Origin of the sequence: Rhizobium pantanalense (assembly GCF_030182525.1) — a bacterium.
Taxonomy (GTDB): domain Bacteria; phylum Pseudomonadota; class Alphaproteobacteria; order Rhizobiales; family Rhizobiaceae; genus Rhizobium.
Window position 1 is genome coordinate 1 of record NZ_JAQJCH010000020.1, and the last position, 15433, is coordinate 15433.

Annotated in this window: 13 protein-coding genes and 1 pseudogene; 11 read left to right on the forward strand and 3 right to left on the reverse strand. The window is 59.9% G+C overall.

The genetic code is table 11. The features are described 5' to 3' along the window. The 7 genes and pseudogenes from PH558_RS32415 to PH558_RS32445 all read left to right on the forward strand — a co-directional run. Window positions 1-107: pseudogene (locus PH558_RS32415) on the forward strand (bifunctional methylenetetrahydrofolate dehydrogenase/methenyltetrahydrofolate cyclohydrolase); the annotation flags it as partial. A 113-nt stretch (window positions 108-220) separates the two neighbouring features. Further along, entirely contained in the window at window positions 221-1354 is a 1134-nt protein-coding gene (locus PH558_RS32420) for an aminomethyl transferase family protein (protein WP_285208336.1), read from the forward strand. Window positions 1355-1364: 10 nt separating this feature from the next. Next, on the forward strand, window positions 1365-1970 hold the full coding sequence (locus PH558_RS32425; protein WP_285208337.1) for a dimethylamine monooxygenase subunit DmmA family protein: 606 nt from the start codon (window positions 1365-1367) through the stop codon (window positions 1968-1970). Then, entirely contained in the window at window positions 1967-2932 is a 966-nt protein-coding gene (locus PH558_RS32430) for a PDR/VanB family oxidoreductase (protein ID WP_285208338.1), read from the forward strand. Before PH558_RS32425 ends, PH558_RS32430 begins: the two co-directional genes overlap by 4 nt. Before the next feature lie 29 nt (window positions 2933-2961). Beyond that, the gene (locus PH558_RS32435) at window positions 2962-4002 is read left to right on the forward strand and encodes a heme-dependent oxidative N-demethylase family protein (protein ID WP_113408598.1); all 1041 of its coding nucleotides are present in this window, start codon (window positions 2962-2964) and stop codon (window positions 4000-4002) included. A gap of 67 nt (window positions 4003-4069) precedes the next feature. Beyond that, window positions 4070-5407, forward strand: a complete 1338-nt coding sequence (locus PH558_RS32440) for an NAD(P)-binding domain-containing protein (RefSeq protein ID WP_285208339.1) — start codon at window positions 4070-4072, stop codon at window positions 5405-5407. Between the two features lie 116 nt (window positions 5408-5523). Further along, window positions 5524-6123, forward strand: coding sequence for a methyl-accepting chemotaxis protein (locus PH558_RS32445; RefSeq protein ID WP_285208340.1), 600 nt, complete (start codon window positions 5524-5526; stop codon window positions 6121-6123). Here the strand turns inward: PH558_RS32445 and PH558_RS32450 are convergent. Next, on the reverse strand, window positions 6120-8489 hold the full coding sequence (locus PH558_RS32450) for a trimethylamine N-oxide demethylase (protein ID WP_285208341.1): 2370 nt from the start codon (window positions 8487-8489) through the stop codon (window positions 6120-6122). The genes PH558_RS32445 and PH558_RS32450 overlap by 4 nt on opposite strands. A gap of 242 nt (window positions 8490-8731) precedes the next feature. Here PH558_RS32450 and PH558_RS32455 point away from each other — a divergent pair, with 242 nt between their 5' ends. Then, window positions 8732-10516 (forward strand): trimethylamine N-oxide permease, encoded by a 1785-nt coding sequence (locus tag PH558_RS32455; protein ID WP_285208342.1) that lies wholly within the window; start codon window positions 8732-8734, stop codon window positions 10514-10516. Window positions 10517-10609: 93 nt separating this feature from the next. On the opposite strand, the gene PH558_RS32460 is transcribed toward PH558_RS32455, so the two are convergent. Further along, the gene (locus PH558_RS32460; protein WP_095438582.1) at window positions 10610-12061 is read right to left on the reverse strand and encodes an MFS transporter; all 1452 of its coding nucleotides are present in this window, start codon (window positions 12059-12061) and stop codon (window positions 10610-10612) included. A 113-nt stretch (window positions 12062-12174) separates the two neighbouring features. Between PH558_RS32460 and PH558_RS32465 the strand changes: the two genes are divergently transcribed. From PH558_RS32465 to PH558_RS32475, 3 genes are all read left to right on the forward strand, one after another. Further along, the gene (locus PH558_RS32465; protein WP_285208343.1) at window positions 12175-13050 is read left to right on the forward strand and encodes a helix-turn-helix transcriptional regulator; all 876 of its coding nucleotides are present in this window, start codon (window positions 12175-12177) and stop codon (window positions 13048-13050) included. Window positions 13051-13416: 366 nt separating this feature from the next. Further along, entirely contained in the window at window positions 13417-13662 is a 246-nt protein-coding gene (locus PH558_RS32470; protein WP_285208344.1) for a hypothetical protein, read from the forward strand. A 98-nt stretch (window positions 13663-13760) separates the two neighbouring features. Further along, window positions 13761-14498 (forward strand): molybdate ABC transporter substrate-binding protein, encoded by a 738-nt coding sequence (locus PH558_RS32475; protein ID WP_285208345.1) that lies wholly within the window; start codon window positions 13761-13763, stop codon window positions 14496-14498. 23 nt (window positions 14499-14521) lie between these two features. On the opposite strand, the gene PH558_RS32480 is transcribed toward PH558_RS32475, so the two are convergent. Next, the gene (locus tag PH558_RS32480) at window positions 14522-15412 is read right to left on the reverse strand and encodes a LysR family transcriptional regulator (RefSeq protein WP_285208346.1); all 891 of its coding nucleotides are present in this window, start codon (window positions 15410-15412) and stop codon (window positions 14522-14524) included. Window positions 15413-15433 lie beyond the last annotated feature (21 nt).

A 15433-nucleotide genomic window follows, 5' to 3' on the forward strand; every position in this document is an offset into this window, starting at 1 on the left:
TCACGCCGGTTCCGGGCGGTGTCGGGCCGATGACGATCGCCATGCTGATGGCCAATACCGTCATTGCCGCTTATCGCGCCGCGAGTAAGAAGCCGCCGAGGTGTTAGAGCGAAACACCATCCGGATGGCCAAGAAAAACCCTTCGGATCGGCTTGCCAAGGCGCGAAAGACGATTATAGTCAGGAAATAAATATTCCGTAGAAGAAAAAGAGGGAACGAAATGGCATTATCATGGCGTTTCTCCGCGTTGGCGGACCGGCACCGTGCTCTCGGATCGAAACTCGAGGACTGGAGCGGCATGGGAACCGCCTGGACTTACGATAAGGACATGTCGCAGGAGCATGTCGCGATCCGTACCAAGGCCGGCATCATGGACGTTTCCGGCCTCAAGAAGGTGCATCTGGTCGGACCGCACGCCATTGCCGTGCTCGACTATATCACCACCCGCGACATGTCGAAGATCTATCCCGGCCGCTCGGTTTACGCCGCGATGCTGAACGATCGCGGCTACTTCACCGACGACTGCATCGTCTACCGCACCGGTCCAAATTCCTGGATGCTGGTGCATGGCTCAGGCTCCGGCCACGAGGAAGTGCTCAAGCAGGCGGCCGGCCGCAACTGCGCTGTCCTCTTCGACGACGATCTGCACGATCTGTCGCTGCAAGGCCCGGTCGCCGTCGATTATCTCGCAAAATATGTGCCTGGGATCCGCGATCTTAAATATTTCCATCACATGCAGACGACGCTGTTCGGCGCGCCTGTGATGATCTCGCGCACAGGCTATACCGGCGAGCGCGGTTATGAGATCTTCGTGCGCGGCCAGGATGCGCCAATGGTTTGGGACCGCATCGTCGCGGAAGGCGGGGAGATGGGGATCATCCCCTGCTGCTTCAGCGTTCTCGACATGCTGCGCGTTGAAAGCTATCTGCTCTTTTATCCCTACGATAACTCGCAGATGTACCCCTTCGCCGACCAGCCGCCCGGCGATAGCCTTTGGGAACTCGGCCTCGATTTCACCGTCAGCCCCGGCAAGACCGGCTTCCGCGGTGCCGAGGAACATGCGCGCCTCAAGGGCAAGGAGCGCTTCAAGATCTTCGGTATGCTCATCGATGCCGACGGTCCGGCCGATCTCGGCGACGAGGTGTATTATGAGGGCAAAAAGGTCGGCGTCATCACTTGCCCCTGCTATTCGACACTGACGAAGAAATCGATGGCGATCGCCCGCCTCGATGTCGACAAGGCCGTGCAGGGCACGAAGCTCGAAGTGCGCGGCAAGAGCCTGAAGGCGAGCGCGATTGCCCATACGCTGCCGTTCGATGACCCGGAAAAGAAGAAGAGGACGGCCATCGGTTAAGGAGGCGCTCATGCTTGTCGAAGGCATCAAGAGCCGACCGGTCTACAAGGGTCTCTCCATCCAGCCGCATGCCCGACGGCATCTCTTCGCGCTGGAAGGTGAGGGGGCCAATGCCCTCCTCGACCAGATGGTCGGGCTTGACGATACCATCCTGTCGCGCAGCGAAATCCTCTATGTCGCGCGCGGCTCACGGGGCAGGGACCATGACGAGACCCTGCGCGGGCTCGGCAGCGACATGTTCTTCACGGTGCCGACGATTGCGACATTGCTCTTCCGTCTGAAGGGTTCGCTTGCAACGGCAAATATGGGCACGCGGCTTTATATCGCCGGCACCGAGGGCTTTATCGGCCAGGCGATGATGGTGGCGCTCGACTACGGCATGGATCACGCCTCGATCATCACGGAGCATCGCGGCTCGCTTGCAAGACGGGTGCAATGCGTCCACTGCAAGGGCATCACTGACGATGTCACGCATAGTCCTTTTGCCTGCAGCCATTGCGGGCTTCCGCTATTGGTGCGCGACCACTATTCGCGCCGGCTCGGCGCCTTCCAGGGGGTCAACATCGATGCGGAAGAGCCGGGCACGGCGCCTGATCCCGAGGAGTTGTTCCTGTGAGCGGTGGTACGGAAATTCCGGTTCGTGTCGCGAAGGTGACGCCCGTTGCCGATCGCATCAAGCGCTTCCGCTTCGAGCGTCTCGATGGCACGCCGATGCCTTATTTTTCCGGCGGCGCCCATGTCATCGTCTCGATGAACGACGAGGGTCATGTTCGTCGCAATGCCTATTCGCTGATGTCGCCGCCGCATGATTGCTCGGCCTATGAGATCAGCGTGCTGCGCGTCGAGGAGTCGCGCGGCGGTTCCGCCTTCATGCATGAGAAGGTGCGGGAGGGCGATGAGCTCAAGGTCAGCTATCCCGTCAATCTTTTCCAGCCGGACTGGCGCGGGCGCAAGCATCTGCTGATTGCCGGCGGCATCGGCATCACGCCCTTCATCGCGATGATGCAGCAGTTCTCGCGCGAGGGCGCGAATTTCGAGCTACATTATGCCGTGCGTTCGATCGATCGCGGCGCCTATTGCCGGGAACTTGTCGAGCAATATGGCTCGCAGCGCGTGAAGATCTATTGCGACGCCGATCGCAATTTCATGCCCGTCGCACGTCTGCTCGAAAGCCAGCCGCTCGGCACGCATCTCTATGTCTGCGGCCCGGCCGGCATGATCGACGGCGTGTTGAAGACGGGCATCGAGGCCGGCTGGCCGGAACAGAACCTGCATTCCGAACGCTTCCTGTCGTCGCAGCCCGGCAAGCCCTTCTCCATCATGCTGACGCGGTCGGGCAAGACCGTTCACGTCGGCCATCACGAGAGCATGCTGGAGGCGATCGAGGCAGCGGGTGTCGATGCGCCCTTCCTCTGTCGCGGCGGCGCCTGCGGGCAGTGCGAGACGGGTGTTGCCGTCTGCGCCGGCAAGCTTCTGCACAATGACGTCTATCTGAGCGATGAAGAAAAAGCCTCCGGCCGAAAGGTGATGATCTGCGTCTCCCGCTTCGAGGGAAGCGCGCTGCATCTCGACCTCTAAGCATCCGGCCGATATCCAGGAGAATGGGCATGGCAATCGCCTTCAAGCAGGAAACGTTTCGGGACGACTTTACCTATCGCAACAGTCCGGAAAACATCCGGCGTTTTCCGTTCCCCTTCGATCGCGACGAATACATGTATTCAGTCAACATGGAGCCGCATGTGAAAGGGCGGAAGAACACGGTCTACGAAAGTCTGATCGACGTCGACGAGCACTATGTCGCCGAGATGCATGACCGGGCTCTGGTGCTGAAGGAAGATCCCTTACGCTATCAGGCGCTGCCGCACATGATGACAGCGCAATGGGACACGCTGGAACTGCTGATGGAAGAGCAGGCGGCCGGCTATCCCGAGCATTTCACGCTCACCAAGAACGGCGACCGGTGGCGCTGGATCAATAGGCCGCTCGGCATAGATGACACCTTCACCTTCGGCGATGCGTCGACGTTGCCTTACGAACCCTTCGAATACATCACCCGACAGGCACAGGGCGATTTCTGCATCGTCGACCAGCGCGATGGCAATCTCTGGATGGATGCCGGCATGGTGACGACCCAGGCCGATTGGTCGCTCGATTTCGATATCGGCATGAACTTCATGGAGTGGCACGGGCCGGTGCCGCTTGCCCACCAGATCGGCGTCTTCGACCGTGCGCTGAAGTTCCTCCTGAACCTGCAGCAGGGCAAGCCGACCCGCCGTTTCAACTGGACGATGACGATCAATCCACGCCTCGATACCAGCCCCGAAAACTACCCGAAATGGGGTCCGGATCGCACCACGGTTACACCGGAAAATGTTGGCGAGAAGGTGCATCTTCGCGTCGAGCTGCAGAGCCTGTGGCGCCTGCCGCGCTCCAACGCCATTCTCTTCGTCATCCGCTGCTATTTGATGAACATGAATGAGCTCGTCACAGTGCCGAAATGGGCGCGCCGTTTCCCGCGTGTGCTGAAGACCCTGCCGCCTGAGCTCATCGACTATAAGGGCCTGACGCGCTTCCGCCAGACCACGATCGACTGGCTGTCGAAATATGACGACGGCGCCCCGACCAGTCCCGGCATTTTTCCGGATTGATGCCGACACGGCGCGAAACGACTGCATGCCATAAAAACTTCGATACAATCGAGAAGGGGAATGCCACATGACACGAGTTGCCGTTATCGGTGCCGGCCCTTCGGGCCTTGCCCAGTTGAGGGCCTTTCAATCGGCCGCAAAGAAGGGTGCTGATATCCCGGAAGTCGTCTGCTTCGAAAAGCAGGCGGATTGGGGCGGCCTCTGGAACTACACCTGGCGTACGGGCCTCGATGAATATGGCGAGCCTGTCCATGGCAGCATGTATCGCTATCTCTGGTCGAACGGCCCGAAGGAGTGCCTGGAATTCGCCGACTATTCCTTCGAGGAGCATTTTGGCAAGCCGATCGCCTCCTATCCGCCGCGTGCCGTGCTTTGGGACTATATCAAGGGCCGCGTCGAGAAAGCCGATGTGCGCAAATGGGTACGTTTCAGCACGCCCGTGCGCATGGTGCGCTTCGATGAAGAGACGAAGAAGTTCACGGTAACCGCGCATGATCGGCCTCAGGACCGGATGTATGACGAGGTGTTCGACTATGTCGTCGTTGCCTCGGGTCATTTCTCGACGCCGAACGTGCCCTATTTCGAAGGGGTGAAGACCTTCAACGGCCGCGTGCTGCATGCCCACGATTTTCGCGACGCGCTGGAATTCAAAGGCAAGGATGTGCTGATCGTTGGCCACAGCTATTCGGCCGAGGATATCGGTTCGCAATGCTGGAAATACGGGGCGAAATCTGTCACGACGAGTTATCGCTCCAAGCCGATGGGCTTTAAATGGCCCGAGAATTTCGAGGAGCGGCCGCTGTTGACGCGTCTTGAAAACAAGACGGCCTACTTCCTCGACGGCTCATCGAAGGATGTCGACGCGCTGATCCTCTGCACAGGCTATCAGCACCATTTCCCCTTCCTGCCTGACGAGCTGCGGCTAAAGACTGCTAACCGCCTCTGGGCCGACCATCTCTACAAGGGCGTGATCTTCGACAAGAATCCGCAGCTCTTCTATATCGGCATGCAGGACCAGTTCTACACCTTCAACATGTTCGACGTTCAGGCCTGGTGGGCGCGCGATGTCATCATGGGCCGCATCAAGCTGCCACCGGAAGCAGAGCTGCAGGCAAACTTCGACCAGTGGCGTGCCCGCGAGGAGACGCTTGAGGATGCCGAACAGATGATCTGGTACCAGGGCGATTATGTGAAGGAGCTGCTCGCCGAGACCGATTATCCGAGCTTCGACATCGAAGGGACTAACAAGACCTTCATGGAGTGGGAGCATCACAAGGCGGAAAACATCATGGGCTTCCGTGACCACGCTTACCGTTCGCTGATGACCGGTACCATGTCGCCGACACATCACACACCCTGGGTCGACGCGCTTGACGATTCGATGGAGGAATATCTGCGCAATTGATCCGCGATCATTTCCCCAACTAACCGGCAAGGGAGGCGGAGAGCAGCCTTTGCCGGATTTTTATGCGTTGAGACGAAACGAGTTCATCCGCAACCTTCTCTTCGGGCATGGCTTCCATGGATTTTCAGACAAGCGTTCTTGGCCGTATGGCGGGTTTTCTCTATCGCTGCCGGGCGGACGAAAACTATACGATGCTTAAGATGACCGACGGCATCGAGCGCATCTTCGGCTATCCCGCCGATGAGATCATCGGCAACCGCGCGCGAACCTTTACTTCGATCATGTGCGAAGACGATATTCCGCTCATGGATGAGCTTGTCGGCAAGGCTCTGGAAAGCCGCACCGACTGGACGATGGAGTATCGCATCCGTCATCGCGACGGCCATTTCCTCTGGGTAACGGAGACCGGCGGCGGTGTCTGGGACGAGACCGGGGAGCTTCTTTATCTCGAAGGCAGTATCCTGAATATTGAATCGCTCTACCAGCGCCTCGACGAGCAGACCGCGGATATGCGGATCACGGCATCGAAGACCAACGAAATTCTGCAGTCGCTGCGCTACCTGAAGCTGCTTGCCGTCAATGCCGGCATCGAGGCTGCAAGAGCAGGCACGGCCGGATCAGGTTTTGCGGTCCTGGCGGCAGAGATGCGTACGCTTGCCAATTCCTCGGAAGAGGCGGCACGCGCAATCTCGGCCGCGCAGAAGAAGTCGGATTAGGATCGCGGCCGCGTCTTCTGCGGATCGTAGTGAGAAAGCGGCACGATGACAGCCGGAAGCCGCTTTTGCTGACCGTCCAGCTTGCCGATCTCGACCTTGATTCCAACAGCCGCATGCGTGACGTCGACACGGGCGAGCGCGATGGTTTTGCCGAGGATCGGTGAACGGGTGGCGCTGGTGACCACGCCGATCTGCGCGCGGCCGATATGGATGCAATCGCCATGTCCGACAGCCTCGTTGGCCTCGATATCAAGTCCGACCATCAGATGCCGTGGGTTTTCCTTTCGCCTGACCAACGCCTCGCGCCCGACGAAATCGTCCTGCTTGGATTTCAGCGGAACGGTGAAGCCGATGCCGGCCTCGAAGGGATCGGTCTGATCGTCGAATTCGTGATGGGCAAAGACCAGGCCCGCCTCGATGCGCACCATGTCCAGCGCCTCCAGGCCCATCGGCTTCAGACCATAGGGCTCGCCGGCTTTCCAGACCGCATCGAAGACGGTGGCCGCATCTTTCGGATGGCAGAAGATCTCGTAGCCGAGCTCGCCGGTATAGCCGGTGCGAGAGACGACGACCGGTGCTCCCTCGAAATGGCCGATGCGGCCGACAGTGAAGCGGAACCATTCCAACTCGCCGATCGTCGGCTGACGCGGCGCCGTCCAGATGATCTCCTTGAGGATATCGCGGCTCTTCGGGCCTTGCAGGGCGATATTGTGCATCTGATCGGTGGAGGAGCGCACCCAGGCCTTGAAGCTTTTCTTCTCCGCCTGCTCGCGCAGCCAGATGCCGCTATAGTCGTCACCGCCGATCCAGCGAAAATTCTTGTCTGCGAGGCGGAACAGCGTGCCGTCGTCGATCATGCCGCCATGTTCGTAGCACATGGCGGAATAGACGACCTGGCCGGTCGAGAGCTTGCGCACGTCCCGCGTCAGGCAATATTGCAGCAATTCCTCGGCATCCGGTCCTGTCACCTCGAACTTGCGCAGCGGCGAGAGGTCGATGACCACGGCGCGTTCACGGCAGGCCCAGTATTCCTCGACCGACCCTTCCGAGGAGAAGCGGTTCGGCAGCCAGAAGCCGCGATATTCGGTGTAGTCGCGCGTCAGGGCGGAGAGGCGCGGGTGAAACGCGGTTTCCCGCGTCAGTTCGGGATCGGCGTCTGGGGTCATGCGATAGGCCACCGCTCGTGTGAATTTTTCTTTGCCGGAAAAGGTGCGCACGTGGATATCGGTCGGGTCCCAGCCATTGGCCGCGTCGATGTCATCGGGACAAGATGAGGAGACACAGACAAGATCCGTCAGGGCGCGCATCAGGACGTAATCGCCGGGCCTGGACCAGGGCTCGTCGAGATAGAGCTGGTTATTGTGATCGACATTGGTGTTGTAGAAGTAGTTGAGCGCCTCCCAACCCTTTCGGCCGGCAATTCCATAGGGAGCGAGCGCCGCGTTGAAATTGTCGGTGCAGTTCACGTGACCGGGATAGCCCATGTCGTCATAGTAGCGGGAGTTGCAGGCCGTTGCGAAGGCGTCGTGGCGGCCAACCGTGTCCTGCACGATTTCCACCAGCGGCTCGAAATCACGGTCGAAGGCCTTGGAGGGAAGGCCGGGAGCCGGATAGCTGCGGCCGAGCAGGGTGCGGGTTACGGTTGAATCGAGCGCAAGGTCGAGGCCTTTGTCGACCTTGCGGGCGGAGAAGGCCTGGAAGTCGGTGCATTGCCGGCCGTAGACGTCGATGATCTGAATATATTCGCCGGCGCGGACGAAATAGGCCGAAGCGGTCGCTGCCTTGACGCGGATGTCTTCGATCGGATCGGCGAGCGGTTCGGGGAGTGCGGAAGCATAGTCTCGCAGGATCGTCGTGCGGCGTATTCTGAGCTCGATGGGCGTTGCCGTATCCTGCGTCTCGGGCGACATGGCCGTTCCCGGCGCACAGGCGATCAGCAGGCCCTTGGTCGCGATGGTGAAATCCGCGGTGTTGCCCGCCGGTGACGACGCCCCGAAGATACGAAGTGCTGCTGCGGATGCCAGATCGGCGCCTCGGCGCTCAAGCGCCGCCCTGACGCGAGCCGCACTTTCATCCCTCGAGGCAAGAATGGCTTTAAGACCTGTCGCTTCGCCGGTGAACGCCGACCCCAATCCTGCGGATTGAAAACGGCCCCTCTCGTCAAGGAAGGTCAGCTCGCAGATCTGGCCACCTTCGCTATCCGTCACCGAAACCCGGTCACCGGGCTCGACGCGTACGATCAGCGACCCACCGCCCTTGCAGCGATAACGCTCAGTGTCCGGCGGCAGCGCTGGAATGCCCGGATAGCGGATAATGCTCGCTGAGACGGGCCGTATTCCGGCGGTTGACGGATGGAGATCTCGCATAGAGCCCTCTCGGGAAATGAGGCGTGTCGGACACCGGAATCATGCTGACAAAATGCCGTCTGAAAGTAAAGGGATATTGACTAAAAAGAAAATATCTTCACTATGCATAAAGGGCATGCATCTGGAAATCCGCGCGCAGACTCGGCTCATGAAAACCTCCAGCAAGCCCCGCAACGCCATGGGAGGCACGTTCAGGGAGACGTACGAGAGATACGTCCGGAACAAAATGGGGAATATCACCAATGACTGACATCGTGGACGCCGGCGCTCCCGCCGGCACCGAAGGTAAGCTTATACGCGCGCTGGATTGGAAGGGCGCGTTCTGGGTGGCTGCGGGCGTGCCGCCGCTTGTTCTCTTCTCCATAGGCGGCATCGCCGGCACGACAGGCAAGCTTGCCTTCGTCGTGTGGATCATCTCGATGATCATGGGTTTCCTGCAGTCTTTCACCTATGCCGAAATTGCCGGCATGTTCGGCAACAAATCCGGCGGCGCCTCGGTCTATGGTGCGACCGCCTGGCTGCGCTATTCGAAATTCATCGCGCCGCTTTCGGTCTGGTGCAACTGGTTCGCCTGGTCGCCGGTGCTGTCTCTCGGCTGCGCCATCGCGGCCGGTTATATCCTCAATGCCTTCTTTCCCATCCCCGCGGCGGATTCACAGGCTGTGCTGAGCTGGATCAGCGCCCATGCGGCGTCGATCACCGCCGATAGCCCGCGTGTTGCCGAATACATCGCGGCCCATGCCGGTACATCGCCCGACGATGCGGTGAAAGCGCTACTCAGCGCTGATGGCGTTGCAGCTTTTACGCCGCCCATCCGCAACTGGTCTCTCGTCAGCTTCAACATTCCTTTCCTCGCGACCGCCAATATCAACGCTACCTTCTTCATCGGCGGCATCCTGATGCTGATCATTTTTGCGATCCAGCATCGCGGCATCTCCGAGACGGCCAGCGTGCAGAAGTGGCTCGCGATTATCGTGCTCGTGCCGCTTCTGATCATCGGCATCTATCCGATCGTCAGCGGCCAAATCCTCTCCGCCAACGTGACCGGCCTGCTGCCGCCGACAGCTGCCTATGCTGCGACCGACGGCAGCTGGAGCAATGGCGGCTGGACGCTTTTCCTCGGCGGTCTCTATATTGCCGCCTGGTCGACCTACGGTTTCGAAACTGCGGTTTGCTATACGCGCGAACTGAAGAACCCGAAGACGGATACCTTCAAGGCAATCTTCTACTCGGGCCTTGCCTGCTGCATTTTCTTCTTCCTTGTGCCCTTTGCATTCCAGGGCGTGCTCGGTCATGCCGGCATGCTGGCGCCTGGTATCGTTGATGGCACCGGCGTCGGTGAAGCGCTCGGCGGCCTGATCGGTGCCGGCCGTGTCGTCACACAGCTGCTCGTCGTCCTGATGATCCTTGCGCTGTTCCTGGCGATCATGACGGCAATGGCAGGTTCCTCGCGCACCCTCTATCAAGGCTCGAAGGATGGCTGGCTGCCGAAATATCTCGACCATGTGAACGAGAACGGCGCGCCGACGAGAGCGATGTGGACGGACTTTGCCTTCAATCTCTTTCTTCTCGCCATTGCGTCGGACACGAGCGGCTATTTCTTCGTGCTTGCGGTCTCCAACGTCGGATACATCATCTTCAATTTCCTTAACCTCAATTCGGGCTGGATACACCGCATGGACTCCGGCCATGTCGAGCGTCCGTGGAAGGCGCCGTCCTGGCTCATCGGTCTCAATACCGTCCTAGCTTTCGTCAATGCGCTTTTCCTGGGCGCGGGTGCCAAGGTCTGGGGCTATGCCAATGCGCTCTGGATCGGCTTTGCCTTTGCGGCTCTTATCCTGCCGGTCTTTGCCTACAGGCACTATGTTCGCGATGGCGGCAAGTTCCCGGCCGGCGCCATGGATGATCTCGGTCTGGTCGGCCAGGATCTGGGTGTCAGGAAGGCGGGTATTCTACCCTATCTGGCGCTTGCCGGCGGCCTCGCCATCGTGCTGATCGCCAATTGGTTCTTCCAGCTGCCGGCATAACGGTATCTAGTCGAAGACGAGGTTCATGCTTGCAAGTCCGGCCTGGTCACAGGCCGGACTTCGCTATGGCATCAACTTATCTGGAACTTCCTATCATTCGGGCGCGACGATGAGGGCGTCGTCGATCTCGACTTCTTCAGGTCGGCGGCGCTGCCGTGCCAGCCGCAGAAGCGTGGCCGCCAGGAGAATGGCCATCAGCCCGAGCTCGACGGCGATCGCCGTGACCCCGGCGGAGAGATAGGCGCTGGAATATTGCAGTACCTGGGCAAATACCGCCCCGAGGATTGCCGGTCCCAGACCTAATGACACCTGTTGCATCGTGGCGAGCATGGCGCTGCCGGCGCCAGCATGTTCATGCGGCACGTCCGCCAGCCCCAACCGGTAGAAGCTGTTGACGATGAGCGCCTGGCCGAAACCGATCAGCACTGTGGACGGAATGAGGTTGAGGACGCCTGGTTGCGGCCAGACCGTCTCGAGCGTCACGATGAGCAGCGCCAGCCCGCTCATCTGGATCACGCAGCCCGTTGCCAGCATGAGTTCACGCCGTATGTTTGCAAGGCGAGGCGTCACGAAAGCGGCCGAGACGAAATAGGAGCCGCCGAGCGCGATCAAGGCATTGCCTGACTGCAGCGGTGTCAGCCCGGCGCCCGCCTGTAAGGTAAGGGCGAAGACGAACATGAAACCGCTCCAGCAGGTGAAGAAGAGTATGGCGATCAGCCCTCCGAAGCGCATGCTGGAGATGCGCGTGAGCGACGGCGGCAAGATCGGGAAGGCTCCACGCGCCTCCTTGCCACGCTCGATGCGCCAAAGGAGTGCCACCAGCGGCAGGATCGGCACGAAGCCGAGCAGGCAAAGCCAGTTCCAGTGGAGCGACGGGCCGAGCGCGGTCGGCAGCAAGACCGAGAGCGTCAGCAGCGCCAGCGTGATCATGCCCGACCAGTCGACCGGAACCCTGCCTTGGCCACGCGTTTCTGGAACATGTCGCCACACGCTGAGCAGGATCAGGATGCAGACCGGCAGATTGATGAGGAAGATACTGCGCCAGCCGGAGCCGGCAATATCAGCCGAGATCAGGAAGCCGCCGAGAACCTGGCCGACGATGAAAGCGATGCCGCCGATCGCGCTATAGAGCGAGACGGCGCGGGCGTGATCGCGTCCGGTCAGGCTGACATGGATGGTCGCCAGTACCTGCGGGACCATGAGTGCGGCCGCAATTCCCTGCAGGGCGCGGGCAACGATGAGGAAGGCGACTGACGTCGCCACCCCGCATAGCAGGGAGGCGAGGCAGAACAATAGGACGGCCAGGCCGAACATGCGACGGCGGCCGAAATTGTCGCCGAGGCGCGCACCCATGGCCAGGCAGACGGCAAAGGCGACGCCATAGGCGGCGACGAAAAGTTCAAGTTCCGTTTCGCCGGCGTGCAGCGAGGCGGAGATGGCGGCAAGGCCGACATTGATGATGGAAAAATCGAGTTGCAGCAGCAATTGCCCGGCCAGCAGGATCAGCAGGCCGAACTGCCCGAGCCGGATTGGTGCGGAAGACATGGGGGACCTCAAAGTATTTTCAAAACTGAGTCCACAGCGTTTTACACCCATGTTAAACTGGTACAAGATACCTGTTTAGACTGGTATAAAAAGTATCAGGCTGGAGAATGGAAATGCACGGCACGCTCGATATCGTTCCCAATCAGATGCTTTCGCGGGCACAGGAACTCGGCGAGATGTTGCGAAGGCGGCGTGAATCCCTCGACCCGCAAAAATTGGGACTGGGCCGAGCAGGACGAATTCGTACACCCGGATTGCGGCGGGAAGAAGTGGCGTCGCGCGCCGATATCGGCATTACCTGGTACACCAAGCTGGAGCAGGGTCGCCCGATCCGCGTGTCGCCGCGCGTTCTTCTCTCCGTCGCGCATGCTTTGGAATTCAACGAAGTCGAGACGGAACACCTGTTCAGACTGGCCAATCTGCCGGTTCCGCCCCGGCTCGAAAATCCCCGCGTCTGCGAGCCGCTCACCAAGGCCAGCCAGCGCATTCTCGATCATCTCTGTCCCTACCCGGCTCTTATCCAGACGAAACGCTACAATATACGCGGCTTCAACGAGGCCTATCGCCGTCTCGTCGGCGTCGATCTCGATGCCGTCACGCCCGAGGACCGGAACTGCATCTATCTGTCCCTCGTCAATCCTGCCTGGCGCGCAAGCCAGGCCGATCCCGACGAGATGCTGGCCAATATGGCCGCGCTGTTTCGTGCCTCCATGGCCGAGCATCTCGACGATCCAAGCTGGGAGCGGCAATTGGAACGCTATATGAGCGCTTCCGATCAATTCCGCATCGTCTGGGATCGCTATCAGCTCAAGGGCATCGAGAATACCGTGAAGCGTTTCCGCCTGGCGGATGGTACGATCCTGCCGCTGCAATCCAACAATTGGTGGGCAAGCCCCAGCAATGACGACCGCATGATCGTCTATACACCCGTCGACGAAGCCGGGGCGGAGAGGCTGAGCGCGATGATGAAGCGCAGGCGGGCTTGCTGAGCGGTAAAACCGGCAGAACCCCAAAGGATCACCACGAACGAACTGGCGGCAACTTCCGCCCGTTCGTCGGGCATTGCGCGTTCCGGCACTGTCAAAAATGGACGTAGGCTTTAAACGGCAGCATGCCTAACGCGCCGGCAGCAGACATAAGCAATGGCCGGTTTGGCTGGCGGTTTGCCGTCAAGGATCGCCCATCGCGCGGAGTTGAAGTAACGGACTGCATAGTATCGGAGTGGTTTCACTTGCAAGAGCGAGTCCATCCGTGATGTCGCAGTATCAGTGGTCCTCGAAGGAGGCAGGATGTAACGCTTTCGCAACCTTATAGGAGGCAGCCTATCGCAGAAGCAAGTCACCACACTCCAGAAGGTGCTGGACAACGTCACCAGTCAGCCCTGGTTCGATAACAACGAGCATTGCCGTAACGTGCTGGCCGGGCGGCTGACTTTTCTCATAAAAGTTGGAATAGAAAACACCGCGCATCTTCAAACCATCGGTGTTTGCTGGGCGGTTAATGACTTCAACCGCGATGTGATGAAAACGAATCGAAGGAAGCCGGCAGAGATAACGGGGATAGGGAAGGGCGAGCAGCTTCGGCTTGAGGATTACCGGTAGTGTTCGCATCCCGAGGCCGACGTCAACGGACGTCTCGGCAAATTTCGATCTCCCGCCGCAGAGCACGATTTCATCTGAGACAGAAAAGGAAATCGAGCGTGAGCAATGCAGTTCAAGTCTTGTCGGCCGGCAGCCTGCGTCATGCTTTTCCGGCGATCATTGGCGCCTTTGGACGAGAATTCGGCATTGGCATCTCGCTGACGCTCGGACCCGCGGGGCTGCTGCGGGAAACGATCGAGGCAGGCATTAGTTTCGATCTTTTTGCCTCCGCCAATATGGCGCATCCGCGGCGGCTTGTTTCTATGGGTCTTGCAGAAGATGCGGTCTGCTTTGCCCGCAATCGGCTCTGTGTGCTCTCGCGTGCCGAGCTTGGCCTGACGACGGAGAATTTTCTCGCGGTGCTGGCCGATCCCGCCGTGAGGATTGGTACCTCCACGCCAGGCGACGATCCGGGCGGCGATTATGCTTTCGAGGTCTTCGACAAGATCGAAGCACGGTATCCGGGCAAGGGTGCGGCGATCAGGTCGCGGTCGCAGCAGTTGGTAGGTGGCCGCCATTCGTTGCCGACGCCAGCGGGCAAGGGCGGCGGCTATCTGATTACCGACGGCGTCGTCGATCTGATGATGAGCTATTCTTCGAACGCGCGTCTTCTGGCAGGAGATGCGGCTTTCAGCGTCATCGACATACCCGACGAATTTCAGCCGCTTATCGAATACGGCATGGCAATTCATAAGGGCGCTGATGATGAAACCAGGTGTCTGCGGGACTTCCTGTTATCGGAGACCGGGCAGGAGATCCTCAGCAAAGCTGGGTTTTCTCCGGTCGGTTCGTCTTGAAGGCCAACGGTGGCCATAGTCGTTCAGCCAGTGGGAGGCTTGCTGGAGCGCCCGTAGGCCTCTGCTTCGCTCTGCAACCATTCGCAGAAAAGAACGGATTTTCGGTTCCGGCGGGCTCGGCGCAGCGCCACATATTCGTGGCCACTTTCCAGAAAGCCATATGGCGCCATCAGCCGGCCGAAACGAATGTCGTCGCTGACATAGGGCCACGGGGCGACGCAGACGCCAAGGCCGGCACTGGCAGCCTCCAGCATGAAGTAAAAATGCTCGTATTCGACGCGTGGTCCGGCGGCGACCGATCTTTCCGAACGGGCAAGCCAGTCGCCCCATGCGCGCAGCCTTGTGCGCGTATGAAGCTGGGGCAGGCCGTCGAACTCGGGCGTCGACGCGGCAAAGAGCGACGGCGCCAGCACCGCGCCGGTTTGCTCCGGAAACAGGAAAATCACATCGGCGCCGGAAGGCCATGGCGCGATTCCGACGCGGATCGCCACATCGAAGCCGTCGCGGCTGAAATCGACGGGTTTCGACGAGGCCGACAAGCGCACTTCTATGTTGGGGTATTTCGCCTGAAACCGATAGAGACGAGGAATGAGCCAGCGCATTGTAAAGGTGCCGGGGCAGGAGACGTCGAGCTGACCGTCTTCGGTGTCGGCTACGGTTCGCACCGACAGATCCATCTGGTCGAATGCGCCCGTCAGCCCGGTCAGCAGGGTCATTCCGCCTTCGGTCAGTCTCAGCCGGTTTTTCGGCCCTTCGAACAAGGGAACGCCAAGTAACTCCTCCAGATGCTGGATCTGCCGGCTGACGGCGCTATGCGTCACATTGAGCTCGTCTGCGGCAAGCGTCATGCGGCCGAGCCGGCCGGCCGCTTCGAAGGCACGCAATGCGTTCAGGGAGGGTAACCGTCTGGCCATGTGCATTTTCCGAACATTGAC